Below are 16,543 nucleotides of genomic sequence, written 5' to 3'. Positions count from 1 at the left end.
ACGGCGGAACTGATTCCGCCGTTGCGCTTATTTGCTCTTCCGTAGCACCTGTAAACAGTGCTTCAGCTGGTTATCCAGCGGCGCCTCAACGCGCATCACCTCCCCGCTCCCCGGGTGGGTAAACTTCAGCGCAGCAGCGTGGAGGAACAGGCGGTTTAAGCCGGTACCAGAGAGTTGCTTATCAAATTCGCGGTCGCCATAGCGGTCGTCAAAAGCGATAGGATGGCCAGCATACTGGGTATGAACGCGAATCTGATGGGTGCGCCCGGTGACTGGACTGCAGCGCACCAGCGTGGCGAATTCATAACGCTCTTCCACTTTAAAGCGCGTCTCTGACGGCTTGCCTTCCTGACTCACGCGGACAATTCGCTCCCCGCTTTGCAGAATGTTCTTCAACAGCGGGGCCTGCACTACTTTGGTATGCGACTGCCACTGGCCGCGCACCAGCGCCAGATAGTCTTTCTGCATGCCTTTATCGCGCAGTTGCTCGTGCAGCGAACGCAGCGCCGAGCGCTTTTTCGCCACCAGCAGCACGCCTGAAGTATCGCGGTCGAGTCGATGCACCAGCTCAAGGAAGCGCGCCTCCGGGCGCAGGGCGCGCAGCCCTTCAATCACCCCGAAGCTCAGGCCGCTGCCGCCATGTACCGCAGTGCCGGAAGGCTTATTGAGGACCAGAATATGATCGTCTTCATAGAGGATCACCTCAGAGAGCGCCGCGACTTTCTGCAGATGCGGCGATACCGCCTCTTCTTCACGCTCCGCCACGCGCACCGGCGGGATACGGACTTCATCGCCCGCTTCCAGCTTATACTCCGGCTTCACGCGTTTTTTATTCACCCGCACCTCGCCTTTACGCAGGATACGATAAATCATGCTCTTCGGTACGCCTTTCAATTGCGTACGCAAAAAGTTGTCGATACGTTGCCCCGCTTCATCAGCAGCAATGGCAACCATTTTTACGGTTGGGGTCTCAGTTTTCATGGTGCGCGATTCTAAATAGCCGGACGCATTAGCGCCACTCATTTTTATATGCTTATATTTATCATTATCCTGTTTTCACGGTTTGCCTGACCGCCATATTGTTTGTTATTAGAACAATCTGTATGGGCAGGTGATAAAACTGTGAGTAACCGGGTGATAAAAGGTGAAAGTCAACTTGCTATAACAAGGTTAGCAATGGAATAATGAGACCGTTTTCCGTATTGCATCTTGTTAGAACAAGACATTAGCGGAATGACCAATTTTGTCTGACCGATCGCCCACGCAGCAATGGCGTAAGACGTTGTGATCTTTCAGACAGTTAGCGGGCTGCGGGTTGCAGTCCTTACCGGTACAGGCTCTATGGATTTCAAGTCGCAGGAAGGCGTCAACTCCGGGACTCCCGGGAGCTCATCTGGATCAGCCGATCGAGGTGAGCAGGTTAAGCCATCATGCCTGCAACGCGAAAGACGACGAGTATAAATGGAATATTCTCTGGTGATACATCCCAGGCTGTTCCCTGAATAATTGCGCTGTGTTTCCGTTTGAAACACAGGCGACCGACACTCTGCGCCTCTTAAGCGCGCGACAACCGTGAGGTTGGCGACGTGAACCAGACACGAGGCCATCGGTTTTCCCCCGGAAAGGCATTACTCTGCCCGCAGCTTAGTCGTCAATGTAAGAATAATGAGTAAGTTACGATGAAAAGAATGTTAATCAACGCAACTCAGCAGGAAGAGTTGCGCGTCGCCCTTGTTGATGGGCAGCGCCTGTACGACCTGGATATCGAAAGCCCCGGGCACGAACAGAAAAAAGCGAACATCTACAAAGGCAAAATCACCCGCATTGAACCCAGCCTTGAAGCCGCGTTTGTTGATTACGGCGCCGAGCGTCATGGTTTCCTCCCCCTCAAAGAAATCGCCCGCGAATACTTCCCCGCCAACTACAATGCGCATGGTCGTCCTAATATCAAAGACGTACTGCGTGAAGGTCAGGAAGTTATCGTGCAGATTGATAAAGAAGAACGCGGCAACAAAGGCGCTGCGCTCACCACCTTTATCAGCCTGGCGGGCAGCTATCTGGTACTGATGCCGAACAACCCGCGCGCAGGGGGAATTTCCCGCCGCATCGAGGGCGACGACCGTACCGAACTGAAAGAAGCGCTGGCGAGCCTGGAGCTTCCGGACGGCATGGGCCTTATCGTTCGCACCGCTGGCGTCGGCAAATCCGCCGAAGCCCTGCAGTGGGACCTGAGCTTCCGTCTGAAACACTGGGAAGCGATTCAGAAAGCCGCGGAAAGCCGTCCGGCGCCGTTCCTGATCCACCAGGAAAGCAACGTCATTGTCCGCGCCTTCCGTGACTACCTGCGCCAGGATATCGGCGAAATCCTGATCGATAACCCGAAAGTGCTTGAGCTGGCGCGCCAGCATATCGCCGCGCTGGGTCGTCCGGATTTCAGCAGCAAAATCAAACTGTACACCGGTGAAATCCCGCTGTTCAGCCACTACCAGATCGAATCCCAGATTGAATCCGCCTTCCAGCGTGAAGTCCGTCTGCCGTCCGGCGGTTCTATCGTCATCGACAGCACTGAAGCGCTGACCGCTATCGATATCAACTCCGCCCGCGCTACCCGCGGCGGCGATATCGAAGAGACGGCGTTCAACACCAACCTCGAAGCGGCTGACGAGATTGCCCGCCAGCTGCGTCTGCGCGACCTCGGCGGCCTGATCGTTATCGACTTTATCGATATGACTCCGGTTCGCCACCAGCGCGCCGTGGAGAACCGTCTGCGCGAAGCCGTCCGTCAGGACCGGGCGCGCATTCAGATCAGCCATATCTCGCGCTTCGGCCTGCTGGAGATGTCCCGCCAGCGCCTGAGTCCGTCGCTGGGCGAATCCAGCCACCACGTCTGCCCGCGCTGCTCCGGCACCGGCACCGTGCGTGATAACGAATCGCTGTCGCTCTCTATTCTGCGTCTGATTGAAGAAGAAGCGCTGAAAGAGAACACCAAAGAAGTTCATGCCATCGTTCCGGTACCGATCGCCTCCTATCTGCTGAACGAAAAACGTGCCGCGGTGAGCGCTATTGAATCCCGTCAGGGCGATGTGCGCGTGATCATCGTGCCAAACGACGAAATGCAGACGCCGCACTACTCCGTCCTGCGCGTGCGCAAAGGTGAAGAGACCTCAACGCTGAGCTACCTGCTGCCGAAGCTGCATGAAGAAGAGATGGCGCTGCCGGGCGACGATGAGCCGGCAGAACGGAAACGTCCGGAACAACCGGCCCTCGCCGCTTTTGTCATGCCTGACGCGCCGCCGGCCCCGATGCTCGAAGAGCCAGCCGCCGCGCCTGTCGCCGCAGCGACCCCGGTCGCGGCCGCCGCACCGGCGCAGCCTGGCCTGCTCTCGCGCTTCTTCAGCGCGCTGAAGAATATCTTCTCTGGCGCCGAAGAGGCCAAACCGGCTGAAGTTCAGGTCGAGAAGAAAGCGGAAGAAAAACCGGAGCGTCAGCAGGAGCGCCGTAAACCGCGCGCCAACAACCGCCGCGATCGCAACGACCGTCGTGACAATCGCGACAATCGTGATAATCGCGACAACCGCGACAACCGTGATAACCGCGACGCGCGTGCCGAGAATAACGAAGGCCGTGAACCGCGCGAATCGCGTGAAGAGAACCGTCGCAACCGTCGCGAGAAGCCGTCGCAGAACGTGGAAGCCCGCGATGTTCGCCAGACCTCAGGTGACGATGCGGAAAAAGCGAAATCTCGTGACGAGCAGCAGCCGCGCCGCGAACGCACCCGCCGCCGCAATGACGACAAACGTCAGGCGCAGCAGGAAGCCAAAGCGCAGACACGCGAAGAGCCGGTAGTGCAGGAGACGGAGCAGGAAGAGCGTGTGCAGACCCTGCCGCGTCGTAAACCGCGCCAGCTGGCACAGAAAGTACGCGTCGAGTCCGCTGTCGTTGAGCAGGTTGCCGAGATCGTGCCAGAAGCCGTAGTGGCGGAAGTTATCGCTCCGCGCAGCGAGCCGGTGAAAACCGAGCTGCCAGCAGTCGTGGAGAGCGTGGCGGACCAGGACGAAAATGGCGAATCCCGTGAAGCGAACGGTATGCCGCGTCGTTCACGTCGTTCCCCGCGTCACCTGCGCGTCAGCGGTCAGCGTCGTCGTCGCTATCGTGACGAACGCTATCCGACCCAGTCGCCAATGCCGCTGACCGTGGCCTGCGCATCGCCGGAGATGGCTTCCGGTAAAGTCTGGATCCGCTACCCGGTGGTTCGTCCGCAGGACCAGCAGCCGGAAGAGGTTCAGGTTCAGGACGACAACGTCGTGGAAACCGTCGCGGCCGTTGCGGCCCCGGTTGCCGTCGTTGAAACCGTTACCGCTGCGCCGGTCACAGTCGAGCCGGCTACTATGGAGCCGGTTACCGCTGAGCCTGTGGTCGTCGAGCCGGTCGCGGCCGCCGAGCCGGTGGTCGTTGATGCTGCGGAAGTTGTCGCGCCAGCAGCCGTCGAGCCTGCGCCGCAGGAGCTGGTCACCGAAGCGCCGGCTGTCGAAGCGCCTCAGGCTATCGCGCCAGTGACGATCGACGCCGAGCCGGTGGTGGTAGAACCTGAAGTGGTGGAAACGGCGCCTGTCGTTGAAGCGCCAGTGGAAACCATCGCCCCGGCGCCGGAAACTGTGGTTGAAGCACCGGTTGTCGAAGCAGCGCCTGTCGAGCCGGTCAAAGCCGAGCCACCGGTGAGCAAGCCGGTAGTGGTGGCGAGTCATCGCCATGCCACCGCGCCAATGACCCGTGCGCCAGCGCCGGACTATGTCCCGGAAGCACCGCGCCACAGCACCTGGGTGCGGCCGCCATTCGCCTTTGAAGGTAAAGGCGCCGCCGGCGGTCATAGCGCGACTCATAAAGCCACCGCTGAACCGACCCGCCCACAGCCCGTCGAGTAAGCGTGCTAAATAAAAAAACCGGCCTCCTGGCCGGTTTTTTTTATGCGCTTTGCGGAGGCTGCATGCCGGCGAGGTCCGGCATGATCTCCCGCATCAGGTCAAGGAACTTACGCAGCCGCGTCGGATAATAGCGCGCCCAGGGATAGACCAGATGGACCGGCAGCGAGGCGGGACGCCACTGCGGGAACAGCTCTGTCAACCTTCCGGCGGCAAGATCCTCCGCCACCGTCCAGCTGGACACCATCGCCACCCCCAGACCCGCCAGCGCGGTATTGCGCGCGACGTACAGGCTGTCGGTGCTCAGACAGGGGGTAATCGCCGTGGAGACGATCTGCCCGCTTACCTGATGTCGGAGCCGTACCTCATGCTGATAAAAGGTGTTAATGGCGATCCACGGCAGGCCGGATAATGCCTCCAGCGAGGTTAACGGCGGGTACTTCGCCAGCAGTTCAGGAGAGGCCACCACGCAGCGCGGCACTTCCGCCAGCAGCACGGAGACCGTGGCCGGATCCACCTCCGCCCCCACGCGGATGGCGCAGTCGATATTATCGCTGAGAAAGTCGACAGTATTATCATTCAGCATCCACTCCACCGACAGCTGCGGATGACGCTGGAGAAAGGCGACCAGCGGCCCCAGCAGCTGCTGCTGGCCAAAAGCGTGCGGTGCCCTCACCCGCAGCACCCCTACCGGCCGATCGTCGGCAATACGCAGGTCATCTTCCAGCGCCAGCCAGGCATCCACCAGCTGGCGAGCGTGACGGTAGCAGCGTTCGCCATCGTCAGTGAGCTTCATCGCATGGGTGGTACGCAGGATCAGCTTGACCCCCAGCAGCCCTTCAAGGGACTGCAGGCGGCGGCTGACGGTCGCCTGAGTGGTATCCATCTGTCCCGCCGCGGCGGAGAGAGACCCGGTCTCCACAATGCGGATATAAGTGCGCATCAGCTCAATGCGGTCTATACGCTCCTGTCTTTTCATTCTTCTTTTGCCTATACGTGCTACGTATAACCGTTTTACCACCAGCCCAGCTACCGCGCCAGCCGCGTTCAGGGAAAAATAGCCCCATCGCATACACGAGGCACTGATCATGACACCGACTTCTCTTTCCGCCCGCGACGCAGGCTGGATTATCTTCATTCTCGCGCTCGGCGCTGGCTTTAGCGTCGCCTCTATCTACTACGCGCAGCCGCTGCTGCCGTTGATGGGCGCCAATCTCCACCTGACGGTAGAAGGTATGGGTCTGGTCCCTACGCTGACGCAGGCGGGTTATGCGCTCGGCATTCTGTTCCTGCTTCCGCTCGGCGACCGCCACGATCGCCGCCGGCTGATCCTGGTGAAAAGCGCGCTGCTGGCGCTCCTGCTGCTGCTGTGCAGCCTCACCGGCCAGCTCAGCTCACTGCTGGTGGTTAGTCTGCTGATCGGTATGGCGGCGACCATGGCGCAGGATATCGTCCCGGCGGCGGCGATCCTCGCCCCGGCGGGCAAGCAGGGAAAAATGGTGGGCACGGTGATGACCGGGCTGCTGCTGGGGATCCTGCTTTCCCGGACGGTCAGCGGCGTGGTGGGCGCAGTGTTCGGCTGGCGGGTGATGTATCAGGCGGCGGCGGTCAGCGTGGCGCTGATTGGCCTGGTGATGTGGCGGGTGCTGCCGCGCTTCGCCATTCACTCGACGCTGAGCTATCCGCAGTTGATGGCCTCGATGGCGCATCTCTGGCAGCGTTACCCGGCGCTACGCCGCGCTGCGCTGGCTCAGGGGGCGCTCTCTGTCGCCTTCAGCGCCTTCTGGTCGACGCTGGCGGTGATGCTCTCCGAACACTATCACATGGGCAGCGCGGTAGCGGGCGGCTTTGGTATCGCCGGGGCCGCCGGGGCGCTGGCCGCGCCGCTGGCCGGCGGACTGGCCGATAAATTTGGCGCCGGTAAAGTGACGCAAATGGGGGCGGCGCTGGTCACCGTCTCCTTCGCCCTGATGTTTATACTGCCGCTGCTGCCACTGCATGGCCAGCTGGCGCTGATTGCCCTGTCGGCGATTGGCTTCGACCTTGGCCTGCAGTCAAGCCTGGTGGCGCATCAGAACCTGGTGTATGGCCTCGAGCCACAGGCCCGCGGCCGCCTGAACGCTCTGCTGTTTACCGTGGTCTTCATTGGGATGTCGCTGGGGTCGGTGCTGGGCAGCAAGCTTTACGTACTGGCCGGCTGGAACGGGGTGGTTACCCTGGCGGTGGTCAGCGGGGCGATTGCCCTGGCGATCCGCTTGCTGGAGAATGCCCGTATCGTTGCAGCCGAACGCCGCGCATCATAAAAAAAACCCGCTTCGCCTGAGGCGAAGCGGGTTCATCAATTCCCATTCAAGCGATTACGCTGTACGACGGGCAAACTCTTTCACGCGGAAGCCCAGCAGCAGCAGTGTGGCGAAATAGGCCACCACTCCGGCGATCACCACCACCAGCAGACGCATCAGACGGAACGGCATCGTCCCCAGCGACCACTCCGGCATGAGATGCATGACGCCCAGCAGCGCCGCGGCCATGACCAGCACCGCAGCAATCAGACGCAGCAGGAAGGCCAGCCAGCCCGGTTGAGGGGTGAAAATTTTCTGTTTACGCAACTGCCAGTAAAGCAGCGCAGCGTTCAGGCAGGCCGCCAGACCGATGGACAGCGACAGACCCGCATGCTTCAGCGGGCCGATAAACGCCAGGTTCATCACCTGGGTCATAATCAGGGTGACAATGGCAATCTTGACCGGGGTCTTGATGTCCTGACGGGAATAGAAACCCGGCGCCAGCACCTTCACCACGATAAGCCCCATGAGCCCCACGGAATAAGCCACCAGCGCGCGCTGGGTCATCGCCGCATCAAAGGCGCTAAATTTGCCGTACTGGAACAGGGCCACGGTCAGCGGTTTAGCGAGGATCCCCAGCGCCACCGCGCTCGGCAGCGCCAGCAGGAAGCAGAGACGCAGCCCCCAGTCCATCAGCCGGCAATACTCGTCATGATTACCGCTGGCGAAGCTTTTTGACAGCGAGGGCAGCAGGATAGTGCCGAGCGCCACCCCCAGAACACCGGACGGAAACTCCATCAGGCGGTCAGCATAGTACATCCACGACACCGATCCCGACACGAGAAACGAAGCGAAGATGGTATTGATGATAAGGGAGATCTGGCTTACCGACACGCCGAGGATCGCCGGGCCCATCTGCTTCACCACCCGCATCGCGCCGGCATCTTTCAGATTGATGCGCGGCAGGACCAGCATGCCAATCTTCTTCAGGTGCGGCAGCTGGTAGGCCAGCTGCAGCACGCCGCCGATAGTGACAGCCCAGGCCAGCGCCAGCACCGGCGGATGGAAGTACGGCGCGGCAAACAGCGCAAAGCCAATCATGCTGACGTTAAGGAACGTCGGCGCAAAGGCCGGCACCGAGAAGCGGTTCCAGGTATTGAGGATCGCCCCCACCAGCGAGGCCAGGGAGATCAGCAAAATATAGGGGAAGGTAATGCGCAGCAATTGGGTGGTCAGCGCAAATTTATCGGCGGTATCAGCAAACCCGGGGGCGGTGATGGTGATCACCCACGGCGCCGCCAGCATCCCGATAACGGTGACGATCGCCAGGGCCAGGGTCAGCAATCCGGAGACATACGAGACAAACACCCGGGTGGCATCTTCGCCCTGTTTGCTTTTATATTCGGCAAGGATCGGCACAAACGCCTGCGAGAAGGCGCCTTCGGCAAAAATACGCCGCAGCAGATTAGGCAGTTTGAAGGCGACGAAAAAGGCGTCGGTCGCCATCCCGGCGCCAAAAATGCGCGCCACAATCGCATCGCGGGCAAAGCCCAGCACGCGCGAAAACATGGTCATCGAACTGACGGCCGCCAGTGATTTTAAAAGGTTCATTACGCTGTTATTCCAAACCCTGGAGTAAAACGCCCGCAAATGCGGGCGCTGGAAAGTGGCGATAGTCTACCGGGTTCAACATGAATTACTACTGTCAGTTGTTACAACGGATTATTCGCTAATGGCGTCGCGCCAGAGTTTGTCGACCACCCGCTGAGCCAGCAGCGCCTGTTCGCCTGCAGTTTCAGGAACGGTCTGATTTTGCACGCATTCGATAAAATGGCGCGCGCAGCCGACAAAGCCGCGCTGCTCCAGGGTGGTTTGCCAGCCGGCGACCGGGCGCTGGACCACGCCGTGACCGCACTCTTCCTGCCATTCGCGCATCTCGCTGACGGCATATAGCCCGCCATCCGTCACCGCCTGCACCCACTCGCGCTGGCTGCCTGCGCGGCGGTGCATGCTGGTGGTGACCTGCAGCCGGGGCGAACTGAACTGGTGTTCGGCATAGAGCATCTCGCCCTGCGGAGTGATCTGTAGCGCGCCACCGCGCAGACGCGCCTGACCGTCGGCCAGCCATAGCGCGGTATCCACCACGTGCAGATAGTCATCAAGCAGGGTAAAGCGCAGATCGTTGCCCACGCTATCGCTGCGGTGCTTATCCATCCGCAGCGAGGCCGCCTCGCCCAGCCGTCCCTTCAGCTCCCGATAGAGCGGCGCGAAGCGGCGATTGAAACCGACCATCAGCGTCAGACGCCGCCGCGCCGCCAGCTCGACCAGCATCTCCGCCTCACTCAGCTTGTCCGCCAGCGGTTTGTCCACGCAAACATGAACCCCGGCATTCAGCAAATGATTCACCACTTCATAATGTGAAGCCGTCGACGTATGGACAAAAACCGCATCGCACTGCGCCGCCAGAGCATCCAGTGATTCAGCGTAGGGGATCCGCCAGGTTTCGCAGACCCGCAGCGCCTTCTCTTTTCCCGGCGACCAGGCCGCCTGCAGCGTCCAGCTTTCCGCCGCCCCCAGCACCGGCAGCCACGCTTTCTGCGCAATGCCGCCTAAGCCAACCACTCCGATGCGCAATCTTGTCCCCACGTTTTAGTCCCCCAGATGGTGTAACAGCGAATCGAGGCGCGCTTTCAGCTCCGCCACCTCGCCTTCCAGCGCTTCAACCCTGGCTCGCAGATCGTCATCCTCTTCCAGCGGCGCGAGTGCTTCCACCGTCGTGATCAGCGTATCCATCTCGTCGCAAAACAGATGCATATAGCGGCTTTCCCGTTTTCCCGGCTCCCGGGGCAGACGGGCGACGAAGGGACCATCTTCGCGGGTCGCCAGCCCTTCCAGCACGCTTTCCACTTCCGCCATATCGCTGAACTCATGCATCCGCTGCGCCCGACTGCGTAATTCACCCGGCGTCTGGGCGCCGCGCAGCAGCAGCGTCGTCACCACCGCCACCTCGCCGGCGCTGAGCTTCAGATCGCCAAATTCGGAGTTGCAAAAGCGCTGCTCATACTTGGTTACCCGATTGCCGAATCCGTTGACCGTGCGCAGATAGTGGCGTTTCACCAGGGTATCCAGCAGCGTCTGGACCTCGCCTTCGCTCAGCGACATCACCGGCTCGCGGTTGGTTTTCTGATTGCAGGCGGTCACGACGGCGTTCACCGACAGCGGATACTGCTCGGGCGTGGTGACCTGCTTTTCCAGCAGACAGCCAATGACGCGCGCTTCATGCGCGGTTAACTGATATTTCATCCTCTCTCCTTAACGTCCCGCTGACCAGTCCGGCGTCGTTAGCGCCGTCAATACATGGTCACGCCACTGCCCGTCGATCAGCAGGTAATCTTTGGCGTAACCCTCTTTTTCAAACCCCAACCGCGCCAGCAGCGCGCCGCTGCGCTGATTATGCGGCATATAGTTGGCCATAATGCGATGAATATGCTGCGTACGCTGCATATAGCGAATCGCTGACGTCAGCGCTTCAAACATCAGCCCCTGCCCCTGCCACTTCTCGCCAATAGAGTAGCCGAGATAGCAGGCATGGAATGATCCACGCACCACGTTGGAAAAGTTCGCCACGCCGACGATCTCCTTTTCCTCCGGATCGAGCAGCGCGAAATAAAAAGCAGACCCCTGTTTATGAAACTCGGCGATCATCGACAGACGCGCCTGCCATCCGGAAGGATAGCAGTGGCTGTCGTCACGAACCGGCTCCCAGGGTTTTAAGAACGCCTTATTCTCGGCGTAATAATCGGCCAGACGCCAGGCGTCACGATCGTGAACCAGGCGCACCACCAGCCGGTCCGTCGTCAAACGCACCTTCGGCACGTTACTGCGATAGCCAAACATTTCCTTTTCAGTCCCCCTGACTTCATTCTTGCTGCCTTCACTATACCTGTCCTGCGCGACGGTGTGAAAACAGCAACATACCATTTTCTGCGCCATCTCCTCTTTTCGATGAATAGCCTCAATCGAACTTGCATTTTGATAAAAAAATATTGTCGCAAGGGCGCTGGGAAAAGCAGCAGATTGCCCGCAGAATATCCACGCTTATCTCTATTTTTCCCTGGAGGGGAAATGTCCCGCGTCTCGCAGGCAAGGAGCCTGGGTAAATATTTCCTGTTAGTCGATAACATGCTGGTCGTGTTGGGCTTTTTTGTCGTCTTCCCGCTGATTTCCATCCGCTTTGTCGATCAGATGGGCTGGGCGGCGCTGATGGTCGGCATCGCACTCGGCCTGCGCCAGTTGGTGCAGCAGGGATTAGGTATCTTTGGCGGCGCTATCGCCGACCGCTTCGGCGCCAAACCGATGATCGTCACCGGTATGCTGATGCGCGCCGGCGGCTTCGCGGCGATGGCCGTCGCCCATGAGCCGTGGGTGCTGTGGTTCTCGTGCATACTTTCCGGGCTCGGCGGCACGCTGTTCGATCCGCCGCGGGCGGCGCTGGTGGTTAAGCTGGTGCGCCCGCATCAGCGCGGCCGCTTTTTCTCCATCCTGATGATGCAGGATAGCGCCGGCGCGGTGATTGGCGCGCTGCTGGGCAGCTGGCTGCTGCAGTATGATTTCCGCCTGGTGTGCAGCGCCGGCGCCGCGCTGTTTATCGCCTGCGCGGCATTTAACGCCTGGTATCTGCCGGCATGGAAGCTCTCGACGGTGAAAACGCCGATCCGCGAGGGGCTGGGCCGGGTGCTGCGGGACAAGCGCTTCGTCACCTATGTCCTGACGCTGACGGGCTATTACATGCTGGCGGTGCAGGTGATGCTGATGCTGCCGATCATGGTGAATGACATCGCCGGCTCGCCGGCCGCCGTGAAGTGGATGTACGCCATCGAAGCCACCATTTCGCTGACCCTGCTCTATCCCATTGCCCGCTGGAGCGAAAAACGTTTTCGCCTTGAGCACCGGCTGATGGCCGGTCTGCTGGTGATGACTCTGGCCATGCTCCCCATCGGCATGACCAGCAGTTTGCAACAGCTGTTTACCCTGATCTGCCTGTTTTACATCGGCTCCATCATTGCCGAACCCGCCCGGGAGACGCTGGGCGCCTCGCTGGCGGACGCCCGGGCGCGCGGCAGCTATATGGGCTTCAGCCGCCTGGGGCTCGCCTTTGGCGGCGCGCTGGGATATGCGGGCGGCGGCTGGCTGTTTGATGCCGGTAAGGCCGCGGGTCAGCCCGAGCTGCCGTGGCTGATGCTCGGGGCCATCGGGGTTATCACCTTCCTGGCGCTGTGGTGGCAGTTTAGTCCGAAACGCTCTACCTCCGGCATGCTGGAGCCGCGGACCTGATGCGCGCGGCGGCGGTTTCTCCCGCTTTCAGCCTATTCTGCTGGTATCGAGGGTGCTGACAGGTCATGATGCTTTGTGTCAGGATGAATGAAGATATGAGCCAGAGGACCCCCATGAAAAAGATTTTGATCGCCGCCGCGCTGATTGTCAGCGGCCTGCTGAGCGGCTGTAATCAGCTGACCCAATACACGGTAAGCGAGCAGGAGATTAACCAGGCCCTGCAGAAGCGAAACCATTTTGCCAAAGATATTGGTCTGAAAGGCGTTGCCGACGCCCATATCGAACTGCAGAACCTCACCAGCGCCATCGGGCGCGAGGAGCCGGGCAAAGTCACGCTGACCGGGATCGCTAACGTCGACCTGAACTCCCTGTTCGGTACGCAGAAAGCGACGATCGATCTGAAGCTCAAAGCGCTGCCAACCTTTGACAGAGAGAAAGGCGCCATCTTCCTGCAGGAAATGGAGGTGGTGGATGCCAAAGTGGCGCCCGAGAAGCTGCAGTCGGTCATTCAGGCCCTGCTCCCCTATCTGAATCAGTCGCTGCGCAGTTACTTCAGCCAGCAGCCTGCCTATGTCCTGCGTGAGGACGCCAGCACCGGTGAAGCGCTGGCGAAGAAATACGCCAAAGGCATAGAGGTGAAGCCGGGCGAGATTGTCATCCCCTTTACCAATTAATCTCCAGGGCGCCGCGGCGCCCTCAATTTTTTACGGAAATGAGTGCAAAGGAAAACGTTTACGCTTATCCTTAGTGCCCGGCAAAAAACAGCCCTGATGACTGAACCTATTAGCCGGAGCCTTCCATGACAGCACAATCCCAGGTATTGAAAATCCGCCGCCCAGACGACTGGCATATCCATCTGCGTGATGACGATATGCTGAAAACCGTCGTGCCTTATACCAGTGAGTTTTATGGCCGGGCGATCGTGATGCCGAATCTGGTGCCGCCTGTCACCACCGTCGCGGCGGCTATCGCCTATCGCCAGCGCATTATGGACGCCGTCCCGGCCGGGCACGATTTTACCCCGCTGATGACCTGCTATCTGACAGACTCCCTCGACCCGGCTGAGCTGGAGCGCGGCTTTAACGAAGGCGTGTTCACCGCCGCCAAGCTTTACCCGGCCAATGCCACCACCAACTCCAGCCACGGCGTCACCAGCACCGACGCTATTATGCCGGTGCTGGAGCGGATGGAAAAACTGGGGATGCCGCTGCTGGTACATGGCGAAGTCACCCATGCCGAGATTGATATTTTCGACCGCGAAGCGCGCTTTATTGAAACCGTGATGGAGCCGCTGCGCCAGCGCCTGCCCGGCCTGAAGGTGGTCTTTGAGCATATCACCACCAAAGATGCCGCCGAGTATGTGCGTGACGGCAATGAACTGCTGGCGGCCACTATCACCCCGCAGCATCTGATGTTCAACCGTAACCATATGCTGGTCGGCGGTATTCGTCCTCACTTGTACTGCCTGCCGGTACTCAAACGCAATATTCATCAGCAGGCACTGCGCGAACTGGTCGCCAGCGGCTTTAGCCGCGTCTTCCTTGGCACCGACTCCGCGCCGCATGCCCGCCATCGTAAGGAAGCCAGCTGCGGCTGCGCCGGCTGCTTCAACGCCCCGACCGCCCTCGGCAGCTACGCCACCGTATTTGAAGAAATGAACGCTCTGCAGCACTTTGAGGCCTTCTGCTCGCTGAACGGCCCGCGCTTTTACGGTCTGCCGGTCAATGAAAGCTATGTTGAACTGGTGCGTGAAGAGACGACCGTCGTCGACAGTATTGCGTTGCCCAATGACACCCTGGTGCCGTTCCTGGCAGGTGAAACCGTCCGCTGGACCATGAAGCGATAAAAAACGCGGCCCCCTGTTGTCAATGCTCACCAGATACTGTATAAATAACCAGTATCAAACACAGGGGGCAATTATGCGCATTGAAGTCTCTATCGCCAAAACGACCGCCTTACCCAACGGCGCGCTGGAAGCGCTGAATAACGAACTCTCTCGCCGTATCGCCGAACAGTTCCCGGCCATCGACAGCCAGGTGAGCGTCCGCTACGCCACGGGCAATCAGCTCTCGGTGTTCGGCGGCCTGAAAGAAGACAAAGACCGGATAAGCGAAATCCTGCAAGAAACCTGGGAAAGCGCGGACGACTGGTTTGTCCACGACCTCTCCTGAAGCATGGCGGGATCCAGTTACTCTGGTTTGCTCCCTCATTGTGCTTTTCTTTGCCGGGTCGCCCCGGCTTTTTTATCCTCTTCTCATGTTCAGAATATTCCTGATTATTCTGCTTAATATCGACTAAAATGGCCGTTTTGCACGCTTATCTTGAGTAAAAAAGCGGCAAAACAAGAAAATCATGCTGCCTTTCATTTAATTTCTCGAGTTTATTCTTGATCCCTGATATAATTAACTTGCTTCAAAAAACATGCATTAAACCTCGAGAATTGTTGTCTTTTAACATATGAATAAGGGGTTATGATGGAAAAAAATAATGAAGTCATTCAGACCCATCCCCTCGTTGGATGGGACATCAGCACCGTTGATAGCTACGATGCGCTGATGTTGCGCCTGCACTACCAGAACCCCGCTCAAGAAAACAGTCATGATGCTGAGATAGGCCAGACGCTATGGCTAACGACGGACGTCGCACGTCAGTTTATTTCAATCCTGGAAGCAGGCATTGCAAAAATTGAATCTGGCGAATACCAGGAAAACGAGTACCGCAGACATTAACGCGGCCCTCGGAATGACTTAACAATAAGCTTAACAGGCACCTGCGGGTGCCTGAATTATTTTCGGGCTTGTATAAGCACAGGGAGTTAATTACCCTGCTAACAAGGCAATTACCCGGAACTCACCATGCAATACGATCTTATCATTATCGGCAGCGGCTCCGTCGGCGCCGCCGCTGGCTATTATGCGCGTCGTGCCGGACTCAATGTTCTGATGACCGATGCCCATCAGCCTCCTCACCAGGAAGGCAGCCATCACGGCAGCAGCCGTCTTATCCGTCACGCCTATGGTGAAGGTGAAAAATATGTTCCGCTGGTGCTGCGCGCCCAGCAGCTGTGGGATGAACTGGCCGAGATCAGTGGCGAAGCCGTGTTTGAACGCACCGGCGTCATAAACCTCGGCCCCGCCAGCTCCCCTTTCCTCGCCAACGTTGCCGCCAGCGCCCGTGCGTTCCAGCTTGAGGTGGAAGAGCTGGATGCCCAGGCCGTGATGCAGCGCTGGCCGGAGATACGCCTCCCCGATGACTATCGGGCGATTTTTGAACCCGCTTCCGGCGTACTGCGCAGCGAACTGGCCGTGGAAACCTGGATCCGTCTGGCGCGGGAAGCGGGCTGCGCGCAGCTATTCAACTGCCCGGTCTCGGCTATTCATCACCATGCAGATGGGGTCACCATCGATACTATCGACGGTGAATATCACGGTAAAAAGCTGCTGGTCAGCGCCGGGACCTGGGTCACCCGCCTGCTTCCGGACCTCCCCATCCAGCCGGTACGCAAGGTGTTCGCCTGGTACCAGGCCGATGGCCGTTACAGCAGCAAGAATCACTTCCCGGCCTTCACCGGCGAGTTGCCCAACGGCGATCAATACTACGGTTTCCCGGCGGAAGATAACGAGCTGAAGATTGGCAAGCATAACGGCGGTCAGCCGATCTCCATGCCGCAGGAGCGAGTGGCGTTTGGCGCTGTCGCCAGCGATGGCTCCGAATCGTTTCCGTTTTTGCGTAACGTCCTGCCCGGGATCGGCGGCTGCCTGCACGGCGCCTCCTGTACCTACGATAATACCGTCGATGAAGACTTTATTATCGATACGTTACCCGGCAGACCAGACACGCTGCTCATCACCGGTCTGAGCGGGCACGGCTTTAAGTTTGCCCCGGTACTGGGGGAAATTGCCAGTCAGTTTGCTCAGGGCGAAGCTTCGAGCTTCAACCTGGCGCCCTTCTCGCTGGCGCGCTTTAACGCGTAATGGAATGCGGCACTTTTGCCGTCGGGCAAAAAAA

14 protein-coding genes are annotated in these 16,543 nt (G+C 59.3%); 8 read left to right on the top strand and 6 right to left on the bottom strand.

The features are described from left to right. Nucleotides 1–27 precede the first annotated feature (27 nt). A complete protein-coding gene (rluC, locus tag ABLU95_RS16350; RefSeq protein WP_012542245.1) occupies nt 28–981 on the bottom strand; it encodes a 23S rRNA pseudouridine(955/2504/2580) synthase RluC in 954 nt (317 codons plus the stop codon). Between the two features lie 698 nt (nt 982–1,679). Between rluC and rne the strand changes: the two genes are divergently transcribed. Beyond that, nucleotides 1,680–4,922, top strand: a complete 3,243-nt coding sequence (rne, locus tag ABLU95_RS16345) for a ribonuclease E (RefSeq protein WP_348879968.1) — start codon at nt 1,680–1,682, stop codon at nt 4,920–4,922. A gap of 40 nt (nt 4,923–4,962) precedes the next feature. Here the strand turns inward: rne and ABLU95_RS16340 are convergent, their stop codons facing one another. Then, the gene (locus tag ABLU95_RS16340) at nt 4,963–5,991 is read right to left on the bottom strand and encodes a LysR family transcriptional regulator (RefSeq protein ID WP_072096710.1); all 1,029 of its coding nucleotides are present in this window, start codon (nt 5,989–5,991) and stop codon (nt 4,963–4,965) included. A gap of 16 nt (nt 5,992–6,007) precedes the next feature. Between ABLU95_RS16340 and ABLU95_RS16335 the strand changes: the two genes are divergently transcribed. Continuing rightward, nucleotides 6,008–7,222, top strand: coding sequence for an MFS transporter (locus tag ABLU95_RS16335; RefSeq protein WP_023289132.1), 1,215 nt, complete (start codon nt 6,008–6,010; stop codon nt 7,220–7,222). 54 nt (nt 7,223–7,276) lie between these two features. Here ABLU95_RS16335 and murJ read toward each other — a convergent pair whose 3' ends face one another. The 4 genes from murJ to rimJ form a co-directional block, all read right to left on the bottom strand. Then, on the bottom strand, nt 7,277–8,812 hold the full coding sequence (gene murJ / locus ABLU95_RS16330) for a murein biosynthesis integral membrane protein MurJ (protein WP_086075497.1): 1,536 nt from the start codon (nt 8,810–8,812) through the stop codon (nt 7,277–7,279). Nucleotides 8,813–8,923: 111 nt separating this feature from the next. Then, a complete protein-coding gene (locus ABLU95_RS16325) occupies nt 8,924–9,835 on the bottom strand; it encodes a Gfo/Idh/MocA family oxidoreductase (protein ID WP_072096704.1) in 912 nt (303 codons plus the stop codon). A 15-nt stretch (nt 9,836–9,850) separates the two neighbouring features. Beyond that, a complete protein-coding gene (locus ABLU95_RS16320; protein WP_101994973.1) occupies nt 9,851–10,504 on the bottom strand; it encodes a YceH family protein in 654 nt (217 codons plus the stop codon). Nucleotides 10,505–10,513: 9 nt separating this feature from the next. Further along, a complete protein-coding gene (rimJ, locus tag ABLU95_RS16315; protein WP_017900738.1) occupies nt 10,514–11,098 on the bottom strand; it encodes a ribosomal protein S5-alanine N-acetyltransferase in 585 nt (194 codons plus the stop codon). Between the two features lie 228 nt (nt 11,099–11,326). Here rimJ and mdtH point away from each other — a divergent pair, with 228 nt between their 5' ends. The 6 genes from mdtH to solA all read left to right on the top strand — a co-directional run bounded on the left by mdtH (nt 11,327) and on the right by solA (nt 16,509). Further along, a complete protein-coding gene (gene mdtH / locus ABLU95_RS16310) occupies nt 11,327–12,535 on the top strand; it encodes a multidrug efflux MFS transporter MdtH (RefSeq protein ID WP_065881751.1) in 1,209 nt (402 codons plus the stop codon). Between the two features lie 113 nt (nt 12,536–12,648). Then, nucleotides 12,649–13,209: a lipoprotein gene (locus ABLU95_RS16305; RefSeq protein WP_004204546.1), complete on the top strand. Its 561-nt coding sequence runs from the start codon at nt 12,649–12,651 to the stop codon at nt 13,207–13,209. A 125-nt stretch (nt 13,210–13,334) separates the two neighbouring features. Beyond that, nucleotides 13,335–14,381 carry a dihydroorotase gene (pyrC, locus tag ABLU95_RS16300; protein WP_023289126.1) on the top strand — a complete coding sequence of 349 codons (1,047 nt, stop codon included), beginning with the start codon at nt 13,335–13,337 and terminating at the stop codon, nt 14,379–14,381. 73 nt (nt 14,382–14,454) lie between these two features. Continuing rightward, nucleotides 14,455–14,706 carry a DNA damage-inducible protein I gene (gene dinI / locus ABLU95_RS16295; RefSeq protein ID WP_023289125.1) on the top strand — a complete coding sequence of 84 codons (252 nt, stop codon included), beginning with the start codon at nt 14,455–14,457 and terminating at the stop codon, nt 14,704–14,706. Nucleotides 14,707–15,009: 303 nt separating this feature from the next. After that, nucleotides 15,010–15,264, top strand: a complete 255-nt coding sequence (gene bssS / locus ABLU95_RS16290; RefSeq protein WP_023289124.1) for a biofilm formation regulator BssS — start codon at nt 15,010–15,012, stop codon at nt 15,262–15,264. A 126-nt stretch (nt 15,265–15,390) separates the two neighbouring features. Beyond that, entirely contained in the window at nt 15,391–16,509 is a 1,119-nt protein-coding gene (solA, locus tag ABLU95_RS16285; RefSeq protein ID WP_109547547.1) for an N-methyl-L-tryptophan oxidase, read from the top strand. The last annotated feature ends 34 nt before the right edge of the window (nt 16,510–16,543 follow it).

It is taken from the genome of Klebsiella sp. GG_Kp146 (assembly GCF_040061975.1).
Taxonomy (GTDB): domain Bacteria; phylum Pseudomonadota; class Gammaproteobacteria; order Enterobacterales; family Enterobacteriaceae; genus Klebsiella; species Klebsiella quasipneumoniae.
The sequence above is the reverse complement of the archived record's forward strand: the minus strand, read 5'-3'. Positions and strand labels throughout refer to the sequence as shown.